Raw genomic sequence first — 26,080 nt, 5'->3', positions numbered from 1 at the left:
GGTGCTGTCGTCATCCTGGCGGCACCGGATGGTCGCTGATGGAAGGGTGTCAGTCGACAGGCAGGGCTGCGTAATGTGGCTGCCGATCTCCGGTGCCGGGCGGGCCACCGGTGGTGACTCCGGGGAGGGAAAGCCCGGTGACCAGAAACGACTTTACCTCGATCGATGTGTTCTGCGCCCTGGATGTGGGTAAATCCGCCCATCACGGCACGGCTCTGCTGGCCGACGGCCGTACGGTGTTCGACAAGCCGCTGCCCAACGGCGAGCCCCAGCTGCGGGAGTTGTTCCCACGCCTGGGCCGCCGGGGGAAAGTCCTGGTCGTGGTCGACCAGCCCGCGTCCGTGGGGACCTTGGCGGTGGCGTGGCCCGCGCCGGCGGATGCAAGGTGGCCCACCTGCCCGGCCTGTCCCATGCGCCGACTGTCATCCCGGCACCGGCAAGACCGACGCCCGCGACGCCTACGTCATCGCCGATGCCGCCCGCACCATGCCCCACCTGCTGCACAGCATCGAAGCCGACGAGAGCGTGCGGGCCGAACTGACCATGGTCCTGGGCTACGACGACGACCTCGTCCAGGACGCCACCCGCACCTCCAACCGGCTGCGCGGACTGCTCACCTCGATCATCATGCTCGGTGGCCTAGGTCGTAGATGCCGGGCGGTCCCGGCAGGCATCTCCAGGACCAGGCCGCGGGTGGTGAGGCGGTCCGCCAGGGCGGTGAGTTCGGCGGCGTCGCGGCCGAGCCGCTTCATCTTGTACACGGTGAAGATGACCTGGCCGTGCGGGGCGTCCGCGTTGGATCGGCTTCAGGTGCGGCATGTCGTGACCCGTGCTCCGATCTGGCCGTGCCCGACGCCCCATACATGACGTGGATGCCGAACTTGTCGTTGTCTCTGACGTTGTTCGCTGACAGGACCCCAGTGCGGTCCGGTGCGGGAACGGGGGTCGGCCGAGCGAATCAACAATGACGAAAGTACTCCGCCGTCGAGCTCGCGGGGACCCGCGGCTTCGAGGATGTCTGGCACCTCCTGGTCCACGGTGAGCTGCCGGACGCGCACCGTCTCGCCGCCTTCACCGCGCAGACCGCGGCGCTGCGGCGGCTGCCCGATGAGGTCAGGGCGGCGCTGCCGGCGATCGCGGCGGCGAGCGGCCGGTCCGGACCGCTGGGCGGCATGCGCACGGCGCTGTCGCTGCTCGGTGCGGCGAAGGGTTTCCGTCCCGTGTACGACATCGACGCGGAGGAGCGGCGGGCGGACGCCCTGGTCGCCTCGGCGTCCGTGCCGACCGTACTGACGGCCCTGCATCGGCTGGGCCGGGGCCTTCATCCGGTGGAGCCGCGGGACGACCTCCCGTACGCGGCGAAACCTGTACATGTTGACGGGGTCGGAGCCGGACCCGCTGCACGCCAGGGCGATCGAGCAATACTTGATCTCAACCATTGACCACGGATTCAATGCGTCAACCTTCACGGCGCGGGTCATCACGTCGACAGGGGCGGACGTGGCGGCCTGTCTCGTGGGAGCGGTCGGAGCACTGTCGGGCCCGTTGCACGGCGGCGCCCCGAGCGTTGCGCTGGACACCCTGGACGCGATCGGCACACCGGACCGCATCGACACCTGGATCCGCGAACGCGTTCTCGCCGGTGACCGCATCATGGGCTTCGGCCACCCGGTCTACCGCACCGAGGACCCCCGCTCCCGCATGCTCCGGGGCATCGCCCAGCAGTTCGGCGGCCCGCTGGTCGATCTGGCGGTCGGGGTCGGACGACGGGTGGAGGCGATCCTCGCCGAACTGAAGCCCGGCCGCGAACTGCACACGAACGTCGCGTTCTACGCGGGCGTGGTCATGGAACTGTGCGGCCTGCCGCGCGAGATGTTCACGCCGACGTTCGCGGCGGCCCGTGTGGTGGGCTGGAGCGCCGACATCCTGGAACAGGCGGAGGACTCGAAGATCATTCGGCCGGCTGCGCGGTATGTGGGGCCTGTGCCGCCGGTGGCGGTGCCGGGAGTCGCCTGACATGCCGACGGCCCGGCACCGCGTGGAGCGATGCCAGGCCATCCTGGGACGGGTTCAGGCATCAGGAATATCGGCCTTGGCTCGAACGAGGGTCTCGCGAGTGATGACGACGATGCGCTCGTAGTCGGCGCGCGAGGCGTCGGAGGGGAGGCCGGGGTCCAGCGTCTCTGTAGCGTCCGTGCCGATGACTGCGAAGTTTCCGTCGGTCAATTCGAAGATGTCGGGGCAGTTGGCTCCACTCACGCTGCCCCGAGCGCGCGGAGATGCACCGATCCGACGGATGATCTGACTCACTGTTGATTCCCTCTGGTCTCACGGCTGAAGAGCTTGCGCACGACGGCTGCTGGGTGCGAAGGCGGCCCTGTGGGGTGCGCTCGTCCATCCGGCGGTGTGAGCAACGGTCTTGTGGAATTGCTCGACACGATCAGGCGTGAGTCAACCCCAGTTGCGCCTGGAACAACTGGGGATGTCACCTGTTCGTTATGGGCCGGGGGTGTGATTTCCCGCCACCGGGCGCGAGCGCGACGGTCCGAGACCTTGTATGCCCCAGTGCGCGAGGGTCATGAGCTCGGTAGTTCGCCGACGACCCACCACTCCTCTGTGTTCGACTCTTCCAGGTGGGTGAGAAGTTCGTCCACCATGCGTCCGAACTCGGCCTCGTCCGACTCTTCGGCGATAGTCGCCCGTTGGTGCTTGGTCGCGTACCAGTACTCGCGGACAACGGGGTTTTGTAGTATGCCTCTGATGTATCCGAAGAACTCCTCGCGGCTTATGTTGCCGACGCGGTAGTAGAAGAGAGCGTTCGTGTAGAGGGCGTTGGCAAAGAGGTACTGGCGCCGTTGCTTGGGCGATACGGGCGTCTCGTAGAGGTCCAGGACCTCGGCCAGATCGGGGTCGTCGATGGCCTTGCTCAGCAACTCCCAGTGCAGACGCTGCTGATGGGCCAGGTTGGTGTGGTGCTGGGAGTGCGCGGCCTGCTCCAGATGCTCCAGGCGAGTTCGCAGGAGTTCGAGAGCGTGGCGATGGGCGGCCACATTGACCAAGGCCCCCACCGTCATTCCGATACTGGCTGCGGCGGCACAACCCAGTGCGCGTATCCCAAAGTTCTGTGTGGCCATGTCAACCCCTGAATCAGGCGGCAGTCCGCCGGTCGTCGTAGTGCGGATCGACGGAGGGGGACCGGCGAGCGTTGGGCGGCGCTTACCGCCTCCAGAGTGCCGGGCGGATCTGATCGACGGGGGAGGCGGAGAGGAGGCGCACGGAAGGAAGCGAGGGTCGCACGCTCCGACGCCATGCCCAACGTGTGCCCCGCACCGGCTTCTGACAATCGTGCGCTCTGCGACGATTCCGCTGGCTCGTATCCTGGGGCGGCATTCGTTCCTCGTACGCGCGCGGGGCCGTGAGCCGGTGTGCGCGTCGGCGTCAGAGAGGTCGCAGATTGAGTCAGCCGGGTCCGAGCCAGAGCCTTCGGCAGATCCCCGTCATCGTTCTCGCCGGCTTCCTCGGTTCCGGCAAGACCACCCTCCTCAACCATCTCCTCCACCGCAGCGGTGGCAGTCGCATCGGGGCCCTCGTCAATGACTTCGGGGCCATCGAGATCGACGCCATGGCCGTCGCGGGGGCGCTGGGAGACTCCACGGTGTCGCTGGGCAATGGATGTCTGTGCTGCGCTGTTGATGCGAGCGAGCTCGATGTCTATCTTGATCGACTCACTCAACCCTCGGCCCGGATCGACGTCATCGTCATCGAGGCCAGTGGGCTCGCCGAACCGCAGGAACTCGTTCGGATGGTGCTTGCCAGCGAGAATCCCCGGGTTGTGTACGGAGGGCTCGTCGAGGTCGTCGACGCCGTCGAGTTCGACGACACGCGGGTGAAGCACCCCGAGGTCGATCGGCATCTCGCTCTCGCCGATCTCGTCGTCGTCAACAAGGTCGGGCGGGTCGCGGACAGCGGTGAGCGGGTCCTGGGGACCGTCCGCGGGCTGGTCGACCGTGCCGCTGTCGTCCCCGCCGACTACGGGCGCGTAGACCCGGAGTTCCTCTTCGACTGCCGGCCGACCCAGGAGCGCATCGGGCAGTTGTCCTTTGACGACCTGCACGATCACGGGGAGGACGAAGGCGGTCAGGAGGACGGCGCGGGGGACCACTCCGCTCATCTGCACGCCGCCTACGACAGCCTCTCCTTCAGCTCCTCGACCCCTCTCCATCCGCGTCGGCTGATGGACTTCCTCGACAGCCGGCCCGAAGGGCTCTACCGCGTCAAGGGGTACGTCGACTTCGGACCGCACGATCCGGGCAACCGGTACTCCGTGCACGCCGTCGGGCGGTTCCTGCGTTTCTATCCCGAGCCCTGGGCCGACGGCGAGGAGCGGCTCAGCAGACTCGTCCTCATCGGGACCGGTATCCAACTGCCCGTCCTCGGCAAGGACTTGGAAGCCTGTATGGACGACGCCCCACACGCCGACGAGCACAGCATGTGGGGCGTCCTGAGATACGTACAGGAGCAGAGCCCGGAGGGCTCCGGAGAGGCCGGCTGACCTACACCGGGCCCGTCACCACACCCACTGTCTTCGGCAACGACAGGCCCGAGCCGTCGCGGCGCGGGTCCATCTCCGGAAGCTCCGCCGGGGTGCCGTTCTTCTGGGACGCCCGCGCCGGAGAGGGGCCCGCCCAGGCCAGGGACAGACAGTCCTCGCCCTTCAGGAACCGCTGGCAGCGGACGCCGCCGGTCGCGCGGCCCTTGCGCGGGTACTGGTCGAAGGGGGTCAGCTTCGCGGTCGTCTGCACGGAGTCGTCCAGCGTGCCCCGTGATCCGGCGACCGTGAAGACGACCGCGTCCACCGCCGGGTCCACCGCCGTGAACGAGATCACCTTGGCGCCGTCCGTGAGCTTGATGCCGGCCATACCACCGGCCGGGCGGCCCTGCGGGCGGACATGGGCGGCCTGGAAACGCAGCAACTGGGCGTCGTCCGTGATGAAGACCAGGTCCTCCTCGCCCGTGCGCAGCTCGGCGGCACCGACGATCCGGTCGCCGTCCCTGAGCGTGATGACCTCCAACTCCCCCTTGTTGGAGGGATAGTCGGGGACCACCCGCTTGACGACGCCCTGCTCCGTGCCGATCGCGAGGCCCGGTGACGACTCGTCGAGCGTCGTCAGGCAGACCACCGTCTCGCCGTCCTCCAGGGAGAGGAACTCCGACAGCGGGGCACCGCCCGAGAGGTTGGGCGCCGCCATCGTGTCCGGGAGGCGGGGGAGATCGATGACGTTGATACGCAGCAGTCGGCCGGCCGACGTCACCGCGCCCACCTCGCCCCGTGCCGTCGCCGGGACCGCGGAGACGATCAGGTCGTGCTTCGCGCGCCTGCCGTCCTCGTCCGCCGGGAACGGCTCGCCGTTCGCCGTGCGCGCCAGCAGGTCCGTCGAGGAGAGCAGGACCCGGCACGGGTCGTCGGCCACCTGGAGCGGGACGCCGGCCGCGGGGGCGGCACCGGCCGACTCCAGCAGAACCGTGCGCCGCTCGGTGCCGAACTTCTTGGCCACCGCGGCCAGTTCGTTCGAGACCAGCTTGCGGAGCTCCGCGTCCGACTCCAGGATCCGGGTCAGCTCCGCGATCTCGGCGGCCAGCCGCTCCTTCTCGGACTCCAGCTCGATGCGGTCGAACCGGGTCAGCCGGCGCAGCGGGGTGTCCAGGATGTACTGGGTCTGGATCTCCGAGAGGGAGAACCGCTCCATCAGGCGTTCCTTCGCCTGCGCGGAGTTGTCGCTGGAGCGGATCAGCCGGATGACCTCGTCGATGTCCACCAGTGCGGTGAGCAGGCCCTCGACCAGGTGCAGCCGGTCACGGCGCTTGCCGCGGCGGAACTCCGAGCGACGCCGTACGACCTCGAAGCGGTGGTCGAGATAGACCTCCAGAAGCTCCTTGAGCCCCAGGGTGAGGGGCTGGCCGTCCACCAGCGCCACGTTGTTGATGCCGAAGGACTCCTCCATCGGCGTCAGCTTGTAGAGCTGTTCCAGGACGGCTTCCGGCACGAAGCCGTTCTTGACCTCGATGACCAGGCGCAGGCCGTGGCTGCGGTCGGTGAGGTCCTTGACGTCGGCGATGCCCTGGAGCTTCTTCGAGCCGACCAGGTCCTTGATCTTGGCGATCACCTTCTCCGGGCCGACGGTGAAGGGCAGTTCGGTGACGACCAGGCCCATACGGCGTGCCGTCACGTTCTCCACCGACACCGTGGCGCGGATCTTGAACGTGCCGCGGCCCGTCTCGTACGCGTCCCTGATCCCGGCGAGGCCGACGATCCGGCCACCGGTGGGCAGGTCGGGGCCCGGGACGTGCCGCATCAGGGTGTCGAGGTCGGCGGCCGGGTAGCGGATGAGGTGACGGGCCGCCGAGATGACCTCGCCGAGGTTGTGCGGCGGCATGTTCGTGGCCATACCCACGGCAATGCCCGACGCGCCGTTCACCAGCAGGTTCGGGAAGGCGGCGGGCAGCGCCACCGGTTCCTGCTCCTGGCCGTCGTAGTTGGGGGCGAAGTCGACGGTGTCCTCTTCGATCGACTCCGTCATCAGGGACGTCGCGTCGGCCATGCGGGCCTCGGTGTACCGCATGGCGGCCGGCGGGTCGTCGTTGCCCAGCGAACCGAAGTTGCCGTGGCCGTCGACCAGCGGCACGCGCATGGAGAACGGCTGGGCGAGACGCACCAGGGCGTCGTAGATCGACGCGTCGCCGTGCGGGTGCAGCTTACCCATGACCTCGCCGACGACACGGGCGCACTTCACATAGCCGCGGTCGGGGCGCAGGCCCATCTCGTTCATCTGGTAGACGATGCGACGGTGTACGGGTTTGAGGCCGTCGCGGGCATCGGGCAGGGCTCGGGAGTAGATGACCGAGTACGCGTACTCGAGGAAGGAGCCCTGCATCTCGTCGACGACGTCGATGTCGAGGATCCGCTCCTCGAAGTCATCGGGCGGCGGGGTCTTCGTGGTGCGGCGGGCCATCGCTGCCGGCTCCTTCTGATTCCTGGTCGTTCGCCTACGGGGGGCTTGTGTCGGTGTCGAGAGCCCGATCGTGCTCAGCCCTGCGGGCCTCCGCGCGCTCGCCCTCTCGACACCGACGCGCCCCTGCGGCTCACTCTTGCTGAGACATGAACGGGATCTGACGCGGACCATTGTGGACTGTCGCACTGACAACGCGGACCAAGGCCCGTGCCTGCGGCGGTGTTGGGCGACGGCCGCTGTTGCTGAAACGTACCGCCTGGCACCCGAGGAATCTCGCTGTCGGCGTACGTCCGCCGGGAACTTCGCCAGCACTCCACACGCTTGCATACAGTGGCAGGACCGGCAGGAAAACAGCGGTTGCAACAACCGCATCCGCGATCGAAGGGACGTACATGCCCATGGGTCACACGGCCACAGCCGAGGCAGGCTCCGGCGGCCTGACAGCGACCGAGCACCGCCTCGCCAACGGGCTGCGCGTGGTGCTCTCCGAGGACCACCTGACCCCGGTCGCAGCGGTGTGCCTCTGGTACGACGTCGGGTCGCGCCACGAGGTCAAGGGCCGTACCGGCCTGGCTCACCTCTTCGAGCACCTGATGTTCCAGGGTTCGGGCCAGGTGAAGGGCAACGGCCACTTCGAACTGGTCCAGGGCGCGGGCGGCTCGCTCAACGGCACCACCAGTTTCGAGCGCACCAACTACTTCGAGACCATGCCCACCCACCAACTGGAGCTCGCCCTCTGGCTGGAGGCCGACCGCATGGGCTCGCTGCTCGCGGCCCTCGACGACGAGTCCATGGAGAACCAGCGGGACGTCGTCAAGAACGAGCGCCGACAGCGCTACGACAACGTCCCCTACGGGACGGCGTTCGAGAAGCTGACCGCCCTCGCCTACCCGGAGGGCCACCCCTACCACCACACGCCGATCGGCTCGATGGCCGACCTCGACGCGGCGACGCTCGAGGACGCCCGCGCGTTCTTCCGCACGTACTACGCGCCCAACAACGCCGTCCTGTCGGTCGTCGGGGACATCGACCCCGCCCAGACGCTGGCCTGGGTCGAGAAGTACTTCGGATCCGTCGCCGGGCACGACGGCAAGCCCGCGCCGCGCTCCGGCGCCCTCCCCGACGTCATCGGTGAGGAACTGCGCGAGGTCGTCGTCGAGGAGGTCCCCGCGCGCGCGTTGATGGCCGCCTACCGGCTCCCGGAGGACGGCACGCGTGCGTGCGACGCGGCCGACCTGGCGCTCACCGTCCTCGGCGGCGGCGAGTCCTCCCGCCTCTACAACCGGCTCGTACGGCGGGACCGTACGGCGGTCGCGGCCGGGTTCGGCCTGCTGCGGCTGGCCGGAGCGCCCTCCCTGGGGTGGCTGGACGTGAAGACCTCGGCGGACGTCGAGGTGCCGGTCATCGAGGCCGCCGTCGACGAGGAGCTCGCCCGGTTCGCCGCGGAGGGCCCCACGGCCGAGGAAATGGAGCGCGCCCAGGCCCAGTTGGAGCGCGAGTGGCTGGACCGGCTCGGTACGGTCTCGGGCCGCGCCGACGAACTGTGCCGTTTCGCGGTGCTGTTCGGCGACCCGCAGCTCGCCCTGACCGCCGTGCAGCGCGTGCTCGACGTGACGGCCGAGGAGGTCCAGCAGGCCGCCAAGGACCGGCTGCGCCCCGACAACCGCGCGGTGCTCGTCTACGAACCCCTGACCGCCGACACCGCCACCGACACCGCCACCGACACCGACGAGGAGGCGGCCAAGTGACCGAGCTCGCCACGATGGAGTTCCACCCCCAGCCCCAGGCGGGCGAGGCCAGGCCCTGGGCGTTCCCGGCACCCGGGCGCGGCACGCTCGGCAACGGACTGACCGTCCTGCGCTGCCACCGCCCGGGCCAGCAGGTCGTCGCCGTCGAGGTACTCGTCGACGCCCCCCTGGAGGCCGAGCCGGCCGGTCTCGACGGAGTGGCCACGATCATGGCCCGGGCCTTCTCCGAAGGCACCGACAAGCACTCCGCCGAGGAGTTCGCCGCCGAGCTGGAGCGCTGCGGCGCCACCCTCGACGCACACGCCGACCACCCGTGCGTGCGCCTCAGTCTCGAAGTCCCCGTGTCGCGGCTCCCCAAGGCGCTCGGTCTGCTGGCCGACGCCCTCAGGGCGCCCGCGTTCTCGGACAGCGAGATCGAGCGGCTGGTGCGCAACCGGCTCGACGAGATCCCGCACGAGACGGCCAACCCGGCCCGTCGTTCCGCCAAGCAGCTGTACAAGGAGCTGTTCCCGGCGGACTCGCGGATGTCCCGTCCGCGCCAGGGCACCGAGGAGACGGTCGCGAAGATCGACGCGGCTGCCGTACGCGCCTTCTACGAGAGGCACGTCCGGCCCGCCACGGCCACCGCCGTGGTCGTCGGCGACCTCACCGGCATCGACCTGGACGCGCTGCTCGGTGACACCCTGGGGGCCTGGACGGGCTCGTCGGCCGAGCCGCGGCCCGTGCCGCCGGTGACCGCCGACGACACCGGCCGGGTCGTCATCGTGGACCGCCCCGGTGCCGTGCAGACCCAACTGCTCATCGGCCGCATCGGCGCCGACCGGCACGACCGTGTCTGGGCCGCCCAGGTCCTCGGCACGTACTGCCTCGGAGGCACCCTCACCTCCCGTCTGGACCGTGTCCTGCGCGAGGAGAAGGGCTACACCTACGGTGTACGGGCGTTCGGCCAGGTCCTGCGCTCGGCCCCGGACGGCACGGGTGCCGCGCTGCTCGCCATCAGCGGCTCCTTCGACACCCCGAACACCGGTCCTGCTCTGGAGGACCTCTGGAAGGTGCTGCGCACCCTCGCGGCCGAGGGGCTCACCGACGCCGAACGCGATGTCGCGGTGCAGAACCTGGTCGGCGTCGCCCCGCTCAAGTACGAGACCGCGGCGGCCGTGGCGAGCACGCTGGCCGACCAGGTCGAGCAGCACCTGCCCGACGACTACCAGGCGACGCTGTACCGGCAGCTCGCCGCGACCGGCACCGTGGAGGCCACCGCGGCAGCCGTGAACGCCTTCCCGGTGGACCGTCTGGTGACAGTCCTCGTCGGTGACGCGGCGACGATCGAGGAGCCCGTCCGGGCCCTCGGCATCGGTGAAGTGACCGTCGTCCCCGCCGAGTAGCGGCATCGGCGTAACGAAAGGGGCCCCGGTGACGAAAGCGTCACCGGGGCTCCTTTGTCCATGTTGATGCGCAAGTTGTCCGTATTGAGGGAGAGGTGGACTGTCTGCACTGTGGCATGCGCTACAAATCCCGTGATCGGTTTGTTGATTGAAAGACGTCCCGCTTAGCGTCTGTCCGGCTGTCCGTCATGCACCGCGCCGCACCCGCGGCACCGGACAGTCATCGCCGAGTCCCCGTACGGCGCGAGCCAGGGGAGCCGGGGACCCACCATGTGCAGTCCCTGGGGTGAATCGGATGCCCGCGCGTGCAGCGAGGGTGTCCGTAGGAGACCTTCCTGCTCCGAACCCGTCAGCTAACCCGGTAGGCGAGAAGGAAGGAAAGGACCCACCACCACATGGCGTTCACCCGCGCCACCGGGAAGCACCGTCGTCCCAGCCGCCCCAGTCTTGTCACCCGTACGACCGTCCGCGCGGCCGGCGTCGCGGCCCTCGCGACCGCCGGCGTCGTCGGCTCCCTGGCCGCTCCGGCGCTCGCCGCGGAGTCCGCCGTCGAGCAGACCGGTCTCACCCCGGTGATCTCCATCGGCGAGTCGCTCGCCGTCCAGATCGACGCGCAGGCCGCCGCCCAGGAGCAGGCCGCCGAGAAGGCCGCCGCCGAGGAGCGGGCCGTGGCCGCCGCGCAGAAGGAGGCGGAGGAGCGGGTCAAGGAGGCGCGCGAGGCGAAGGCCCGTGCCGCCCGTGCGGCCGAGCGCAAGCGCCTCACCAGCTATGTCGCCCCGATCGCCGGCTCGTACATCTCCACGGGTTACAAGACGGGCGGCGCCCTCTGGTCCTCCGGCAGCCACACCGGCGTCGACTTCCATGCCGCGTCCGGCACCACCGTCCAAGCGGTGGGCTCCGGCACCGTCGTCGAGGCCGGCTGGGGTGGGTCCTACGGCAACAACATTGTGATCAAGATGATTGATGGTACATACACTCAGTACGGCCATCTGTCGTCCATCAATGTCTCCGTCGGTCAGACGGTCACCCCGGGCCAGCAGATAGGCCTCTCCGGGGCCACCGGCAACGTCACCGGTGCGCACCTCCACTTCGAGGCGCGCACGACCCCGGAGTACGGCTCGGACATCAACCCCGTCGCCTACCTCCGCTCGCACGGCGTGAACGTCTGACGACCCTGCGCACCACTTGTCGTGGCCCCGGCTCCCCGAGCCGGGGCTTTCGGCGTTTCGGAGGGCGGTGTGTCCAAAAAATATCCACGGATTCCGGCCTGCCGTCGGAAATTCCGGTTCTCTGCAATAGAGTCACTGAACACACGTCAATCGTCGACGTTTCACGGGGATTAAAGCGGAGGTCGGACATGCGTATTCCGGCGCACTCGGTATGCACGGCGATCCGGGACGACATCGTCGCCGGTGTCTACGAGCGCGGCAGCCGGCTCACCGAGGAACTGCTCGCGCGCCGGTACGGCGTCTCACGCGTCCCCGTCCGCGAGGCCCTGCGCACCCTGGAGGCCGAGGGCTTCGTGGTGACCCGACGGCACGCGGGCGCGTGCGTCGCGGAACCCACCGAGCAGGAGGCCTCCGACCTGCTGGAGATGCGCATGCTCCTGGAGCCGCTGGGGGCCTCCCGGGCCGCCCAGCGGCGCACCGAGGCCCACCTCAAGGTGCTGCGGGGCCTGGTGAGGCTCGGTCAGGAGCGGGCCAGGAGGGGGAACAGCGAGGATCTGCGCTCCCTCGGGGGCTGGTTCCACGAGACGCTCGCCCAGGCCTCCGGGAGTCACGCCCTGACCTCGACGCTCACCCAGCTCCGGCACAAGATCGCCTGGATGTACGCGGTGGAGGCGCCGGCCAGCCCTGTCGAGTCATGGGCGGAACACGGGGCGATCGTGGACGCCGTGGCGCGCGGTGACAGCGAGCGGGCGCGGGCGATCACGGCGCTGCACACCGAGCGTGCGACCGGTGCGCACCGGCTTCGATTTCCGGGCGCCGGGGACCGGCCGGATCGTGTGAGGACTTCGCAACATCCCGTAAACATGACGGGCCTGCGTCATTAACACGGGCGCCGTATACAAAGAGGGTTGAATTCGCGGGAGATTATTTCTGCTGCCTGCGACCGGGAATTATGAAGGGCCCGCCCGATATTCGGGCGGGCCCTTCACCGTGTACTGATGATGCTTATGCGGTGGCGTCCGCCGCCACCGTCAATTGAGGACTCCGGCGGACTTTTCAGACCGTCTCGGGAAGTTCCTCGAGTCCCTCGGCCACCAGTTTCGCCAGGCGGTCGAGCGCGGCGTCGGCGCCCTCTGCCTCGGAGGCGAGGACGATCTCCTCGCCGCCCTGGGCGCCCAGGCCGAGAACCGCCAGCATGGAGGCCGCGTTGACGGGGTTGCCGTCGGCCTTGGCGATCGTCATGGGGACGCCGGCGGCCGTGGCCGCACGGACGAAGATGGAGGCGGGGCGGGCGTGGAGGCCCTCCGCCCAGCCGACGTTGACGCGGCGCTCAGCCATGTGATGCTGCCCTTCACTGTCTCAGGGTTGTCTAGACCATTGTTCCATAGCGTGAAGCGTGCCGGGCGGCGGGCCGCAACCCGTCCCGGAACCGCGTTCGAACCCCGGCCTGGGCCCGACTTCGGTCCCCCACAGACTGCCTCGCGACGTTGTCGGACGCGAGCCGTACTCTGGGGCGCATGCAGAACTCGGCGGACCGGCACGAGTACCCCGCCCACTGGGAGGCGGACGTCGTGCTGCGCGACGGCGGCACCGCCCGTGTCCGGCCCATCACGGCGGACGACGCCGACCGGCTGGTCAGCTTCTACGAACAGGTTTCGGACGAGTCGAAGTACTACCGCTTCTTCGCGCCCTATCCGCGCCTGTCCGCAAAGGACGTCCACCGCTTCACCCACCACGACTTCGTGGACCGGGTGGGGCTCGCGGCCACGGTCGGCGGCGAGTTCATCGCCACCGTACGCTACGACCGAATCGACGCCGAGGGACTGCCCGCGTCCGGTCCCGCCAGTGAGGCCGAGGTCGCCTTCCTGGTGCAGGACGCGCACCAGGGACGGGGCGTCGCCTCCGCCCTCCTCGAACACATCGCGGCTGTCGCCCGTGAGCGCGACATCCGGCGCTTCGCCGCCGAGGTGCTGCCGGCCAACAGCAAGATGATCAAGGTGTTCACGGACGCCGGGTACACCCAGAAGCGCAGCTTCGAGGACGGCGTCGTACGCCTGGAGTTCGACCTGGAGCCCACCGACCGCTCACTCGCCGTCCAGCGCGCGCGGGAGCAGCGGGCCGAGGCGCGCTCCGTACGGCGGCTGCTCGTCCCGGGCGCCGTGGCCGTCATCGGCGTCGGCCGCGCCCCCGGCGGGGTCGGCCGCAGCGTCCTCGACCACATCAGGGACGCCGGTTTCACCGGTGACCTGTACGCGGTCAACAGAGCCTTCCCGGAAGAGCAGAAGGACATCGACGGAGTACCGGCCCACCGATCGGTGGGCGACATCGGGGGCCCCGTCGACCTCGCGGTCGTCGCCGTCCCGGCCGAGAACGTCCCCGATGTCGTCGCCGAGTGCGGGGAGCACGGCGTGCAGGGACTCGTCGTGGTCTCCGCCGGGTACGCCGAGAGCGGCCCCGAGGGCCGGGAGCGGCAGCGCGAACTCGTAGGTCACGCGCGCACGTACGGGATGCGCATCATCGGCCCCAACGCGTTCGGCGTCATCAACACGTCGAAGGACGTCCGGCTGAACGCGTCGCTCGCTCCCGAGATGCCGAGGCCCGGGCGGATCGGGCTGTTCGCGCAGTCCGGGGCCATCGGGATCGCGCTGCTGTCCCGACTGGACCGGCGCGGGGGAGGCGTCACCGGGGTCACCGGCGTGTCGACCTTCGTCTCGTCCGGCAACCGGGCCGACGTGTCCGGCAACGACGTACTCCAGTACTGGTACGACGACCCGGACACCGACGTCGTCCTCATGTACCTCGAATCCATCGGCAACCCGCGCAAGTTCACCCGCCTCGCCCGGCGCACGGCGGCGGCGAAGCCGCTGGTGGTCGTCCAGGGGACCCGCCACGGTGGCGCGGCTCCCCAGGGGCACGCCGTACGGGCCACGCGGTTGCCGCACGCGACGGTGTCCGAGCTGCTGCGGCAGGCCGGCGTGATCCGGGTGGACACGATCACCGAGCTGGTCGACGCGGGGCTGCTGCTGGCCCGGCAGCCACTTCCCGCCGGGCCGCGGGTCGCGATTCTGGGCAACTCGGAGTCGCTGGGGCTGCTGACGTACGACGCGTGCCTCTCCGAGGGGCTGCGGCCGCTGGCGCCGCTGGATCTGACGACGGGGGCGTCGCCCGAGGACTTCCACCGGGCGCTGTCGGAGGCGTTGGCGGACGAGGGCTGCGACGCGGTCGTCGTCACCGCGATTCCCACGGTGGGGGAGGGTTCCCCGGGGGACGCCGCGTTGGCCGAGGCACTGAGGTCGGCCGCGGCGGAGGTTCCCGGAAAGCCGGTGCTGGTGGTCCATGTGGAGCTGGGCGGGCTCGCGGAGGCGCTGTCGGCTGCGGCCAGTACCGCCCCACAGGCAGGTTCACCGGCACCCGGCACCGCAGCGGCGGAACGGCAGCCCCGCGCGAGGGTCCCGCAGGTACCGGCATCCCCGAGCCCGCCCACCCCGGACTCCTGCTCCCGCCTCATCCCCGCCTACCCCGCCGCCGAGCGCGCCGTACGGGCCCTCGGGGAAGCCGTGAAGTACGCGCAGTGGCGGCGGGAGGCCGCCGAGCCCGGCAGGGTGCCCGGTTACGAGGACATCGACGAGAAGGGCGCCGCCGCGCTGATCGGCGGGCTCCTCGCGCGCGGACAGGGGCTCACCCTGGGTACGGACGAGACGAGCGAGCTGCTCGGGACGTACGGCATCCCGGTGCGCGGGGCCCTGCCCGCCCCGAACCCCGAGGGCGCCGTGGCCGCAGCGCGGGCCCTCGGCTACCCCGTCGCCCTCAAGGCCACCGCCCCGCACCTGCGGCACCGCGCCGACCTGGGCGGCGTACGCCTGGACCTCGCGGACGAGGAGCAACTGCGGCGGGCGTACGCCGAACTGACCGGCCTCTTCGGGAATCCGGAGGAGGTGCGGCCCGTGGTGCAGGGGATGGCGCCGCGGGGAGTCGACACCGTCGTACGGGCGGTGATCGACCCGGCGGCCGGCGCGGTGCTCTCCTTCGGGCTCGCCGGACCCGCCTCGCAGCTGCTCGGGGACATCGCGCACCGGCTGATACCGGTCACCGACCGCGACGCGGCCTCGCTGATCCGGTCGATCCGGACGGCGCCGCTCCTCTTCGGCTGGCGCGGCTCGGCGCCGGTCGACACCGGGGCGCTGGAGGAACTGCTGCTCAAGGTGTCGCGGCTCGTAGACGATCACCCCGAGGTCATCGCGGTGTCCCTGGAGCCGGTGGTCGTCGCGCAGCACGGCCTGAGCGTGCTCGGGGCGTCGGTGCGGCTGGCGCCGCCGCCCCTCCGTGACGACCTGGGCCCCAGGACACTTCCTGTGTACTGAGCGGTGCCTCGCAGTCAGTGGGCCCCCGTAGGATGGACACATGGCCAAGACCAGTACGTCGACCCAGGGGCTGCGAGCGGCGATCGAGCGCAGCGGCTACTACCCGGCCCTCGTGGCCGAGGCGGTGGAGGCCGCGATCGGCGGCGACTCCATCCGGTCGTACCTGGTCCACCAGGAGACGACATTCGACGCGAACGAGGTGCGTCGGCACGTGACCGTGCTCGTCCTCACGGGCAACCGTTTCATCGTCAGCCACACCGACGAGCAGGCCGAGGACACCACGTCCCCGACGCCGTACGCCACCACGTCCACGGAATCCGTGAAGCTGGGCCGGATCTCGTCCGTCGTCGTCAGCAGGGTCGTCGCCAACCCGGAGTCGTACACACCGGGCACGCTGCCCCGCGAGGTCGTCCTGACCATCGGCTGGGGCGCCGTCTCCCGCATCGACCTGGAGCCCGCCGCCTGCGGTGACCCCAACTGCGAGGCGGACCACGGCTACACCGGCAGCTCGACGGCGGACGACCTGAGCCTGCGCGTCAGCGAGGCCGGTGACGGCCCGGAGACGGTCCGCCAGGCCCTCGTCTTCGCACAGGCCCTCTCGGAGGCGACCGCGGACGTCACCCGCTGATGGCGCAGCCGACCGCCTGGGACCACCCGGAGCCACTGGCCGTGTCCTCGGCCCCCGTCCCGCACTACGGCACGGGTTCGCTCGCCGACCTGCTGCCCACCCTGGCCGCCGGCATGGACGTACCGGGTATGTCCGCGACGATCCCGGAACTGGCACCCGCCGACCGGAACTGCGTGTTCCTGATCGACGGACTGGGCTGGGAGCAGCTCCGGGCGCACCCGGACGAGGCACCCTTCATGAGCTCGCTCATAAGCAGCTCCCGGGGTGACACGGGCCGCCCGATCACCACCGGCTACCCGGCGACCACCGCGACCTCCCTCGCCTCGGTCGGCACCGGACTGCCGCCGGGCGCGCACGGTCTGCCCGGCTACACCGTGCGCGATCCGGCCACCGGCGAGCTGATGAACCAGCTGCGCTGGCAGCCGTGGACGGACCCGCGCGCGTGGCAGCCGTACCCCACGGTGTTCCAGCTGGCGCACGCGGCCGGTGTGCACACGGCCCAGGTCTCCTCGCCGACCTTCGAGAACACCCCGCTGACGAAGATCGCGCTCAGCGGCGGGACATTCCGGGGGAAGCTCTCGGGCGAGGACCGCATGGACCTCGCGGCCGAGCAACTGGCCGCCGGTGACCGCTCGTTGGTCTACACGTACTACGCGGAGGTGGACGGCAAGGGCCACCGCTTCGGCGTCGACTCGGACGCCTGGCGCGGTCAGCTCATGTACGTCGACCGGCTGGTCCAGCGGCTGGCGGAGCAACTCCCGCCGCGCGCCGCGCTGTACGTCACCGCCGACCACGGCATGATCGACATCCCGTTCGACGAGCAGCACCGCATCGACTTCGACGAGGACTGGGAACTGCGCGCCGGCGTCGCCCTGCTGGGCGGCGAGGGCCGCGCACGCCACGTGTACGCGGTGCCGGGCGCCGAGGCCGACGTACTGACCTGCTGGCGCGAGGTGCTCGGCGAGCAGTTCTGGGTGGCCTCGCGCGACGAGGCGATCACGGCGGGCTGGTTCGGGCCGACGGTCGACGAACGCGTGTACGGGCGGATCGGTGACGTGGTCGCGGCGGCCCGGGACGACGTCCTGATCGTCGCCTCCGAGCGGGAGCCGAGGGAGTCGGCGATGGTCGGCAACCACGGTTCGATGACCCCTGCGGAACAGTTGGTCCCACTCCTGCAAGTACGCTCCTGACGCCCGTCCCCGCCCGACAGCCTCTGCCTGGCCTTTCTGTCCCGTCCTCTCCCGGTCCTCCGCGTATCTCGCCGAAAGGTGCTCGACCTCCCATGCCCGAGCTGGTGTTCTTCTCCGGAACGATGGACTGCGGGAAGTCGACGCTGGCGCTCCAGATCGGGCACAACCGGTCGGCCCGGGGGCTTCAGGGTGTGATCTTCACGCGCGACGACCGCGCGGGGGAGGGCAAGCTCTCCTCGCGGCTGGGGCTGGTGACGGAGGCGGTCGAGGCGACCGTGGGCATGGATCTGCACGCCTATCTGGTGGACCAGATGTCCAGGGGCGGCAAGGTCGACTACGTGATCGTGGACGAGGCGCAGTTCCTCGCGCCGGACCAGATCGACCAGTTGGCGCGGGTGGTGGACGACCTGGGGCTGGACGTCTTCGCGTTCGGTATCACCACCGACTTCCGCACGAAGCTGTTCCCGGGCTCCCAGCGGCTGATCGAACTGGCGGACCGGATCGAGACCCTCCAGGTGGAGGCGATGTGCTGGTGCGGCGCACGGGCCACGCACAACGCGCGCACCGTGGGAGGCGTGATGGTCGTGGAGGGCGAGCAGGTCGTCGTCGGTGACGTGAACCGCCCGGCCGAGGAGGTCGGCTACGAGGTGCTGTGCCGACGCCACCACCGACGCCGTATGACGAGCGCCTCCGCGCACGCCTCCGTCATCTCGCCGGACGTCCTGCCGGTCAATTCGGCTTGATCGTTCTCCTGGGCGGTTCTTTCCGGCCGTTCTCGATACGATGAAGGTCACAATAACGTATCGGACATTTCGCGCTTCAACCTTCACCTGAAGTACACAAGTTGGCTAAGTTGACCCCCGAACACCTTCCCAAACCTGCTGTCCGCACCTGACAGTGGGCTGGGGAGACGTACCACGGAAGGAGCTCGTCCCGCCATGGCGCCGGAACGAACCCGAGATGATGGGCCGAGCCGTGAGGAGGTCCAGCAACGGATCAACAGCCTCTACGACCAGGCCGAGAGCTTCACCGGGACCTTCAACGCCACCCGCGCGATGAGGCTCGGGATACGCAAGCGCGTCAACCCGGCGCCCGAAACCGCGCGCAGGCGTTCCGATCCCGCACTCGACGAGGTAGCCCGACCGTGGTTCGACGTGGGGCGCGCCCAGTTGGGCCCGACCGTGCCGGCGGTGCTGCCGCCCGACAGAAGGCCGGCCCGCACGGCGGAGGCCCGGCCCACCCGACCCGCGGGCCCGCACGTCGAGCTGGCCGCCCTTCCGGTGGCGGAGTTGACCGCCGGAACTGTCGCCGCGCTGCCGTCCGGACGTATGGCCGAACTGCCGCCCGCGCCGGTCGCCGAACCGGCCGCCCCGCCCATGGTCGCGCTGCCGGCCGTGCCCGCACCGCGCCAGGAAGCTCCGGGGAGCCTGCACGCGCTTTCGGCCGAGCCCAGTTGGTTCCCGTCGCCCGCCCAGGGCGCCGCTCCGCTCCCGGCGGCCGGACCCCTGCCCGTCGAGGATGCCTGGCGCCTGCCCAACCCCGTGGAACAGGCTCGCCCCCAGCCCGCCGAGGAGTGGCAACTGCCCCAGCCGGCCGGCCTGGGCCCGGACGCCTTCCTGGACGCGGGCACACCCCTCTACGCGGGCACGCTCCGCGACGGGGACTACGCCCTTGTCACCGAACTCCCCCTCGTCACCGAACCGTTCCCGGTCGCCGACCCCTTCCCCGTGACGGACACCTCCTACGGAACGCAGACGCCGCCGCACGGCACACCGTCCTACGGAACGCACACGCCGCCGCACGGCATGCAGACGGCCTACGTAACGCAGACGCCGCCCCACGGCACGCAGACCTCCTACGCCACGGGGACCTACTACTCCGGCACCGAGTCATTTCCGGGTGCCGGGACCGGCGCGAGTATCGGCACCGGCCTCGCACTGGGCCTGGAGCCCGGAGCGAAGGCCGCGAAAGCGGTCGCCTTCGCCCGTGCGCAGATCGGCAGGCCGTGCGTCTGGGGCGCGGTCGGTCCGGGGTCGTACGACAACGCCGGTCTCATCCAGGCCGCTTGGAAGGCCGCCGGGGTCGCGCTCCCGCGTTCCGTGCACGAGCAGGCGAGCACCGGTATGGCGATCAACGTCGCCGATGTCCGGCCCGGCGACCTCGTCTTCTTCCACGGCGACGCGGGCATGGTCGGTCACGTGGGCATCTTCGTCGGCGACGGAATGATGATGCACGCGCCGAGTCCGGGGTCGAGGGTGCGCGAGGACTCGATCTTCGCGGCCGGTGAGACGGCGATCCACAGCGTCCTGCGGCCCGCGTAGGAGCCCTTCCAGGGGGCCGTCAGTGGGCTCCCTGGATCAGCGAGAACATCGCCCCCTCCGGGTCCGCCACCGTCGCCACGCGGCCGTGTGCGCTGTCGTGCGGGGGCTTGACGACGTGGCCGCCCAGGTCCACCAGGCGGGTGGCCGCCGCGTCCGTGTCGGCCACCTCGAAGTACGTCATCCAGTGCGGGCCCCGGTCACGGGGCAGGAAGTCGCCCACACCGTGGATGCCGGCGACCGGGCGGCCCTCGACGTGCAGGGTGACGTAGTCGAAGTCCGCCGACACCACGGGCTCCTCCTCGTAGCCGAAGACGCTCTCGTAGAACTTGGCGACGCTCGACGAGTCACGGGTCACCAGCTCGTTCCAGGCCGGGGTGCCGGGGACTCCGGTGATGCCCGTGCCCAGATGGGCGGCGGTCTGCCAGATGCCGAACACCGCGCCCATCGGGTCCGAGGCGATCGCCAGCCGGCCCGCCTCCGCCGCGTCCAGGGGGCCCACGCCCACGGTCCCGCCCGAGTGCCGGACCATCTCCGCCGTGTGGTCCACGTCGTCCGAGGAGAGGTACGGCGTCCACGCGACGGGGAGGTGGCGGTCCGGTGGCAGCTGGCCGATGCCGGCCACCTCCTGACCGTCGAGCAGGGCCCGTACGTACCAGCCGAGCTGCTGTGGGCCCAGCTCGAACTCCCAGCCGAACAACTCCCCGTAGAAGTCCTGGGTCGCCGTCATGCCGTGCACCATCAGACTCACCCAGCAGGGTGTGCCGGGCGCGTGCCGGGCCGGCGCTGCGCTGTTCCGGTCGGCCGACTCCCGTGCCTCGGTCATCGTCACTCTCTCCTCGACCCCTCGCGGTGGCCGTGTCACTTCCGCTGTCCGCCGCGTCGGCGGACCTGGCGTATGCCGTCGTACGGCGTGCTTCGTCGCGTACGTCGGTCGTGCCGTGTCGCGTTCTCGCGTACCCGCACGTTCCGTGCCGATGCTCGCACCACCCGCGGTACCGCGCGCCCGGGCCGCGCCGACCCCGCACGTCCTCGTCCTGAGGGTGCCTGAACCGGTGTTTCCCGCCCGTTTCCGAGCAATTGCCGCAAGGTGTCCATCGGTTGTACAGCATGTGCCCGATCCCGCACACGGCGTGATCGAACCTGTCCGGCGGGAGAGTAGCCCGCCCTGGCCGCCGCGGCCACCCCGTGGGTAAGGATGGAGCCATGAACGCCATCGTCTCCGCACCCGAACTCGTGAACGAGCTGGCCGGCTCCAACCCGCCCGTGCTGCTCGACATCCGCTGGCAGTTGAGCATGCCCAACCCGGGCGGAGCGGCGCCCTTCGACGGGCGCGCCGAGTACACCGCCGGGCACCTCCCCGGTGCGGTCTTCGTCGACCTGGACAGGGAGCTCGCCTCGGCGGCGGGACCGGCCGGCAGGCATCCGCTGCCCGACCCTGAGGTGTTCGGCGCCGCCATGCGCCGCGCGGGTGTCTCGTCCGGAGTCCCGGTCGTCGTGTACGACGGCGGACAGGGCTGGGCGGCGGCCCGCGCCTGGTGGCTGCTGCGCTGGACGGGTCACCCGGACGTGCGGGTCCTCGACGGTGGGTTGCCGTCCTGGGAGGGGGCGCTCGACACCGACGTACCGGCGCCCGCCGAGGGCGACTTCGCGCCGGTGCCGGGAGCGGTGGACCTGCTCGACGCGGACGGAGCCGCCGCGCTGGCCCGCTCCGGGCTGCTGCTCGACGCGCGCGCGGGGGAGCGTTACCGGGGCGAGGTCGAGCCGATCGACCGGGTCGGCGGACACATCCCGGGCGCGGTCTCGGCGCCCACGAACGAGAACGTGGCGGCGGACGGACGGTTCCTGCCCGCGGACGAGCTGGCGGCCCGTTTCAAGACGCTGGGCGCGGCGGACACCACCGCGGTGGGCGTGTACTGCGGATCGGGCGTCTCGGGCGCCCACGAGGTCCTGGCCCTGGCGGTCGCGGGCATTCCGGCCGCGCTGTACGTCGGCTCCTGGTCGGAATGGTCGGGGGATCCGGCGCGGCCCGTGGCTGTGGGGCCCGACCCGCAGTAGCGCGGTAGTTCGAGTAGTCGGCGAGGTTGTTCGGCCGAACGAGGGGCGCGATCGACTGTGGGGGCCGCATCCGACGGACGCGGCCCCCACAGTCGTGCGAGTAACCCGGACGGGTTACTACTCCTTGTTCTTCCGGCGTGTGCCGAACACGATCTCGTCCCAGCTCGGTACCGCCGCTCTGCGGCCGGGACGGACACCGTCCGCCTCCGCCTGGCGGTCGGTGGCGCCGACCAGGCGGTCGCGGTGGGCGCCGACCGAGCGGGGCATGAGCACGTCCGCGTACGCGGAACCGGCCGATGCCGCGGGAGCCGGGGGCTCCTCCAGCTCGGGTTCGGGTGCCGGTTCCTCCACGATTTCCGTGGAGGAGGGTCGTTCCGGCACGACCATGTCGCCGCGGAAACTCGGTACCGCTTCCAGAAGGCTGGTCAGCGAGTCGCGCTCGCTCGCGCTCACACCCTCCTCGATGAGCTCGGAGGACGGCGCGGGCAGGACCGGGCGGTCCAGCGGGCGGTCGCGCGGCAGCCGGGCGATGCGGGGTACGAACGGGAAACTGGGTTCGGGCGCCGCGAGGTCGTCCGACTCGCCGATCAGCGAGCGGGCTTCCTCGTCGACGGCCTGGACGAGCCGCCGGGGCGGGTCGTACGTCCAGCTCGCCGAGTGCGGTTCGCCGGCCACCAGATAGACCAGCAGGACTTCCCAGGTGCCGTCGTCGCGGCGCCAGGAGTCCCACTGGACGGTGTCCTTCTCGGCGCCACGGATCGTCAGCCGCTCCTGCACGGCCTCGCCGAGCTGTGGACCGGCGTTCTCACCGGGCCGACGGACCGGAGTCTTCCGGGCCCGCTCGGCCATGAAGGCTCGTTCGGCCAGCACGGGGCCCTCGAAGCGGCGTACGCGGTCCACCGGAATCCCGGCGAGCTGCGCCACCTCTTCCGCGGACGCTCCGGCACGTATGCGTGCCTGGATGTCGCGGGGGCGGAGATGACTCTCCACCTCGATCTCGATCTGGCCGAGGCGGGGACGGTCGCCGCGTACGGCGGCGCGCAGACGCTCATCGATCGGAAGCGTGTACTCCGTGCTGTCCGCAGCCTTCAGCACCAGCCGTGTGCCGTCGTTAGAGACGGCCACGACACGCAGTTCGGGCATGGGGACCTCCCGGGTGGTGCCTGCCGACGTCACGTGCGTCGCTGCTTCCGCTAGTCGAGTGTGGCCTGCCCGGGTGCAGCCTGCCACAACCTTGCCGAGTTGCCCGGCGTGTCGGGCAGGGGCCCGAGATCGCCGTTATGCCACGGTTATCTATTCGCAACGCTAAGTGACAAACTCCGTCACCCTGTGCAACGAGCCCCCTCTTGGTCGTCCCGGAAGCCCCTGGACGCCCAGGCGGGAGACCGGACCCAGGGCTCGCAACAGTACTCCATTTGGGCCACGTGCGTGGATTGGCACGCCACCCAATTCCTGCCGGAGAGTGCGAGTTGGCCGTTCCCCCGCCGGTTCCGTGACCTCGGGCGCAGCGCACTTCACGTAAACATCGGAAACGGAACCAATCGCTTCGCTACGCGCCGAGAACCCGCCGCAAGTAGTCGTTCTGGAACAGGCGTTCAGGGTCGAGCCGGTCCCGCAAGGCGGTGAACTCCCCGAAGCGGGGGTAGACCCCGGCGAAGTACTCGGCGTCCCGTGTGTGCACCTTGCCCCAGTGCGGCCGTCCCTCGTGCGCGGTGAAGATGCGCTCGGCCGCGGTGAAGTACGCCTGATAGGGGGTCCCGCGGAACATGTGGACGGCGACGTAGGCGCTGTCGCGGCCCGAGGCGGTGGAGAGCGTGATGTCGTCCGCGGGGGCCGTGCGCACCTCCACCGGGAAGCTGATCCGCATGTCCGACCGGTCGACCATCGCCTTGAGTTCGCGCAGCGTCGCCACCAGGGCCTCGCGCGGAACGGCGTACTCCATCTCCACGAAGCGCACCCGGCGCGGCGATGTGTAGACCTTGTACGGGATGTCGGTGTAGGTCCGCGCGGACAGGGCCTTGCTGGAGATATGGGCGATCGTCGGGATCGTGGCGGGCACCGTGCGGCCGACCAGCTGGGCCGCCTGGAAGACGCCGTTGGACAGGAACTCGTCCTCGATCCAGCCGCTGATCCGGCTGACCGGCTTCTCGGGGCCCGCGCTGCGGTTGTTGCGCTTGGTGTTGGTGTTGCCGGTGTGCGGGAACCAGTAGAACTCGAAGTGCTCGTTCTCGGCCCAGAGTTCGTCGAAGGCGCTGGTGACTCTGTCGAAGGTCATCGGCTCCTCGCGGGCGGTGAGCAGGAAGATCGGCTCCACGGCGAACGTGATCGCCGTGATGATCCCCAGAGCGCCGATGCCGACCCGGGCCGAGGCGAAGACCTCCGGGTTCTCCTTCGCGGAGCAGACGAGCACCGAACCGTCCGCCGTCACCAGCTCAAGTCCCTTGATCTGGGCGGCTATCGAGCCCGACTCGCGGCCCGTGCCGTGGGTGCCGGTGCTGGTGGCGCCCGAGACCGTCTGCTCCATGATGTCGCCCATGTTCGTGAGCGACAGACCCTCGCGGGCGAGGGCCATGTTGAGTCTCTTGAGCGGAGTACCTGCCTCGACCGTGACCGTCATGTTCTCGCGGTCAATATTGCGGATACCGGTCAACAGTTGAGGGCGGATCAACACCCCGTCCGTGGCGGCCGTCGCCGTGAAGGAGTGTCCGGTACCCACGGCCTTCACCTTCAGGCCGTCCACGGCTGCCTTCCGCACGGCCTCGGACAGTTCCTCCACCGAAGCGGGCGTGACCTCCCGGGCGGGCCGGGCGGTGACGTTGCCCGCCCAGTTACGCCACGTGCCGCTCTTGCCGCTCACTGTGCTGTTCAACGGTGCCTCCCCGACACGGAGCCGGTCTGTTCAGCCGGCGGTACCCGAGGAAACCGACCGCGACCGCGACGGCCCCGGACGCCACCGGAACCCCGTACCCGGCGCTCGCACCGGCGGCGTCGATCACCCAGCCGGACACGGAGGAGCCGAGCGCGACGCCGACCGCGAGCCCGGTGCTCACCCAGGTCATGCCCTCGGTCAGTTGCGCGCGTGGTACGTGCTGTTCGATGAGGGACATCGTCGTGATCATCGTGGGAGCGATGGACAGACCCGCAACGAACAGCGCCACGGCCAGAGACGGCAAGTTTCCGACCAGTAGGAGGGGGATCATACTCACGGCCATCGCACATACGCCCAGCAACCACCGACGTTCCGGAGCTCCCGGGAGGTGCAGCAGCCCGAACACGACTCCCGCCACGCAGGAGCCCGCCGCGTAGACGGCCAGCACGACGCTCGCGGCGCCCTTGTGCCCCCGTTCCTCGGCGAAGGCGACGGTGACCACGTCGACGGCCCCGAAGATCGCCCCGGTCGCCGCGAAGGTGACCACCAGGACCTGGAGACCGCGGGAGCGCAGCGCCGAGCCGCTCCTGTGCTGCGCGAGCGGATGCGGCTTCGGCTCGGTGTCGTGCTGGGAGGTCAGCCAGAAGACGCCGGCCGCCAGGAAACACGCGGCGAGCAGCGGTCCCGACTCCGGGAACCACGCCGTCGACAGCCCGATCGAGATGATCGGCCCGAAGATGAAGCAGACCTCGTCCACCACGGACTCGAAGGAGTACGCGGTGTGCAGCTGCGGGGTGTCCCGGTAGACGGCCGCCCAGCGCGCCCGGGTCATCGCGCCGACACTCGGTACACAGCCGATGCCGGCGCTGCACACGAACAGCACCCAGTCCGGCCACCCGAAGTGCGCGGCGAGCAACAGCCCGGCCGAGGCCAGCAGGGCGCAGAGCGTCACGGGACGCAGCACGCGGCGCTGCCCGTGCCGGTCGACCATTCGCGAGACCTGCGGGCCCACCACCGCGGCGGCCAGGGCGATGGTCGCCGCGAGCGCGCCCGCGAGCCCGTACCTGCCGGTGAGCTGGGAGACCATCGCGACCACGCCGATGCCCATCATCGACATCGGCATCCGGCCGAGGAACCCCGCGGCGGTGAAACGCCTGGAGCCGGGGGCGGCGAAAAGGGCGCGGTAGGGGCTGGGCACGGCGGTCTCCGGTCGATCCGGGTGTGTGACGAACACGCGGGTAAGGCGTGAAGGGGGTCGATACAGCTTACGTGTCGGGCGTATCCGGCGCACCCGCGGGGACGGGCCGGGATCCCGGCTGTCAGAGGGGGGTGGCAGGATCGGAA

At 70.3% G+C, this 26,080-nt stretch carries 19 protein-coding genes, 2 pseudogenes and 1 riboswitch; of the genes and pseudogenes, 13 read left to right on the top strand and 8 right to left on the bottom strand.

All coding sequences use genetic code 11. The features are described 5' to 3' along the window. The first annotated feature begins 92 nt into the window (after nt 1–92). Nucleotides 93–867: pseudogene (locus ACW4TU_RS10655) on the top strand (IS110 family transposase). 101 nt (nt 868–968) lie between these two features. Continuing rightward, a pseudogene (locus tag ACW4TU_RS10650) lies at nt 969–2,016 on the top strand (citrate/2-methylcitrate synthase); the annotation flags it as partial. 54 nt (nt 2,017–2,070) lie between these two features. Here the strand turns inward: ACW4TU_RS10650 and ACW4TU_RS10645 are convergent. Together ACW4TU_RS10645 and ACW4TU_RS10640 are read right to left on the bottom strand one after the other, a co-directional pair. After that, the gene (locus ACW4TU_RS10645; protein ID WP_457426954.1) at nt 2,071–2,310 is read right to left on the bottom strand and encodes a hypothetical protein; all 240 of its coding nucleotides are present in this window, start codon (nt 2,308–2,310) and stop codon (nt 2,071–2,073) included. Between the two features lie 266 nt (nt 2,311–2,576). After that, on the bottom strand, nt 2,577–3,074 hold the full coding sequence (locus ACW4TU_RS10640; RefSeq protein WP_457426952.1) for a DUF6082 family protein: 498 nt from the start codon (nt 3,072–3,074) through the stop codon (nt 2,577–2,579). Nucleotides 3,075–3,454: 380 nt separating this feature from the next. On the opposite strand from ACW4TU_RS10640, the gene ACW4TU_RS10635 reads away from it, so the two are divergent. Continuing rightward, on the top strand, nt 3,455–4,552 hold the full coding sequence (locus tag ACW4TU_RS10635; protein ID WP_457426950.1) for a CobW family GTP-binding protein: 1,098 nt from the start codon (nt 3,455–3,457) through the stop codon (nt 4,550–4,552). A 1-nt stretch (nt 4,553) separates the two neighbouring features. Here the strand turns inward: ACW4TU_RS10635 and ACW4TU_RS10630 are convergent, their stop codons facing one another. Further along, nucleotides 4,554–7,010, bottom strand: coding sequence for a DNA gyrase/topoisomerase IV subunit A (locus ACW4TU_RS10630; RefSeq protein ID WP_457426948.1), 2,457 nt, complete (start codon nt 7,008–7,010; stop codon nt 4,554–4,556). Between the two features lie 398 nt (nt 7,011–7,408). Here ACW4TU_RS10630 and ACW4TU_RS10625 point away from each other — a divergent pair, with 398 nt between their 5' ends. From ACW4TU_RS10625 to ACW4TU_RS10610, 4 genes are all read left to right on the top strand, one after another. After that, nucleotides 7,409–8,758 (top strand): M16 family metallopeptidase, encoded by a 1,350-nt coding sequence (locus ACW4TU_RS10625; protein WP_457430020.1) that lies wholly within the window; start codon nt 7,409–7,411, stop codon nt 8,756–8,758. Beyond that, nucleotides 8,755–10,143: a M16 family metallopeptidase gene (locus tag ACW4TU_RS10620; RefSeq protein ID WP_457426946.1), complete on the top strand. Its 1,389-nt coding sequence runs from the start codon at nt 8,755–8,757 to the stop codon at nt 10,141–10,143. The genes ACW4TU_RS10625 and ACW4TU_RS10620 overlap by 4 nt, the downstream gene beginning before the upstream one ends. Nucleotides 10,144–10,357: 214 nt before the next feature. Continuing rightward, a riboswitch (cyclic di-AMP (ydaO/yuaA leader) is annotated at nt 10,358–10,525 on the top strand. 13 nt (nt 10,526–10,538) lie between these two features. Next, nucleotides 10,539–11,312, top strand: a complete 774-nt coding sequence (locus tag ACW4TU_RS10615) for a M23 family metallopeptidase (protein ID WP_457426944.1) — start codon at nt 10,539–10,541, stop codon at nt 11,310–11,312. A gap of 188 nt (nt 11,313–11,500) precedes the next feature. Continuing rightward, nucleotides 11,501–12,196: a GntR family transcriptional regulator gene (locus ACW4TU_RS10610; RefSeq protein ID WP_457426942.1), complete on the top strand. Its 696-nt coding sequence runs from the start codon at nt 11,501–11,503 to the stop codon at nt 12,194–12,196. Nucleotides 12,197–12,368: 172 nt separating this feature from the next. Here ACW4TU_RS10610 and ACW4TU_RS10605 read toward each other — a convergent pair whose 3' ends face one another. Next, on the bottom strand, nt 12,369–12,650 hold the full coding sequence (locus tag ACW4TU_RS10605; RefSeq protein WP_006379745.1) for an HPr family phosphocarrier protein: 282 nt from the start codon (nt 12,648–12,650) through the stop codon (nt 12,369–12,371). A gap of 179 nt (nt 12,651–12,829) precedes the next feature. Between ACW4TU_RS10605 and ACW4TU_RS10600 the strand changes: the two genes are divergently transcribed. The 5 genes from ACW4TU_RS10600 (at nt 12,830) to ACW4TU_RS10580 (ending at nt 19,812) form a co-directional block, all read left to right on the top strand. After that, on the top strand, nt 12,830–15,673 hold the full coding sequence (locus ACW4TU_RS10600; protein WP_457426940.1) for a bifunctional acetate--CoA ligase family protein/GNAT family N-acetyltransferase: 2,844 nt from the start codon (nt 12,830–12,832) through the stop codon (nt 15,671–15,673). Between the two features lie 40 nt (nt 15,674–15,713). Continuing rightward, nucleotides 15,714–16,301 carry a DUF5998 family protein gene (locus ACW4TU_RS10595; protein ID WP_006379737.1) on the top strand — a complete coding sequence of 196 codons (588 nt, stop codon included), beginning with the start codon at nt 15,714–15,716 and terminating at the stop codon, nt 16,299–16,301. Further along, nucleotides 16,301–17,491, top strand: a complete 1,191-nt coding sequence (locus tag ACW4TU_RS10590; RefSeq protein WP_457426938.1) for an alkaline phosphatase family protein — start codon at nt 16,301–16,303, stop codon at nt 17,489–17,491. Before ACW4TU_RS10595 ends, ACW4TU_RS10590 begins: the two co-directional genes overlap by 1 nt. Nucleotides 17,492–17,583: 92 nt before the next feature. Further along, nucleotides 17,584–18,234 carry a thymidine kinase gene (locus tag ACW4TU_RS10585; RefSeq protein ID WP_457426936.1) on the top strand — a complete coding sequence of 217 codons (651 nt, stop codon included), beginning with the start codon at nt 17,584–17,586 and terminating at the stop codon, nt 18,232–18,234. Between the two features lie 195 nt (nt 18,235–18,429). Beyond that, the gene (locus tag ACW4TU_RS10580) at nt 18,430–19,812 is read left to right on the top strand and encodes a C40 family peptidase (protein ID WP_457426934.1); all 1,383 of its coding nucleotides are present in this window, start codon (nt 18,430–18,432) and stop codon (nt 19,810–19,812) included. A 19-nt stretch (nt 19,813–19,831) separates the two neighbouring features. On the opposite strand, the gene ACW4TU_RS10575 is transcribed toward ACW4TU_RS10580, so the two are convergent. Continuing rightward, nucleotides 19,832–20,635, bottom strand: a complete 804-nt coding sequence (locus ACW4TU_RS10575) for a VOC family protein (protein WP_457426932.1) — start codon at nt 20,633–20,635, stop codon at nt 19,832–19,834. A gap of 380 nt (nt 20,636–21,015) precedes the next feature. On the opposite strand from ACW4TU_RS10575, the gene ACW4TU_RS10570 reads away from it, so the two are divergent. Next, nucleotides 21,016–21,867, top strand: a complete 852-nt coding sequence (locus tag ACW4TU_RS10570) for a sulfurtransferase (protein ID WP_457426930.1) — start codon at nt 21,016–21,018, stop codon at nt 21,865–21,867. 117 nt (nt 21,868–21,984) lie between these two features. Here the strand turns inward: ACW4TU_RS10570 and sepH are convergent, their stop codons facing one another. The 3 genes from sepH to ACW4TU_RS10555 form a co-directional block, all read right to left on the bottom strand. Continuing rightward, nucleotides 21,985–23,010: a septation protein SepH gene (gene sepH / locus ACW4TU_RS10565; RefSeq protein ID WP_457426928.1), complete on the bottom strand. Its 1,026-nt coding sequence runs from the start codon at nt 23,008–23,010 to the stop codon at nt 21,985–21,987. A gap of 406 nt (nt 23,011–23,416) precedes the next feature. Next, nucleotides 23,417–24,736: a D-arabinono-1,4-lactone oxidase gene (locus tag ACW4TU_RS10560; RefSeq protein WP_457426926.1), complete on the bottom strand. Its 1,320-nt coding sequence runs from the start codon at nt 24,734–24,736 to the stop codon at nt 23,417–23,419. Then, nucleotides 24,696–25,934: an MFS transporter gene (locus ACW4TU_RS10555; protein WP_457426924.1), complete on the bottom strand. Its 1,239-nt coding sequence runs from the start codon at nt 25,932–25,934 to the stop codon at nt 24,696–24,698. The genes ACW4TU_RS10560 and ACW4TU_RS10555 overlap by 41 nt, the downstream gene beginning before the upstream one ends. Between the last annotated feature and the right edge of the window lie 146 nt (nt 25,935–26,080).

It is taken from the genome of Streptomyces kryoterrae (genome assembly GCF_054072135.1).
This window is presented reverse-complemented; position numbering and strand designations above follow the sequence as displayed.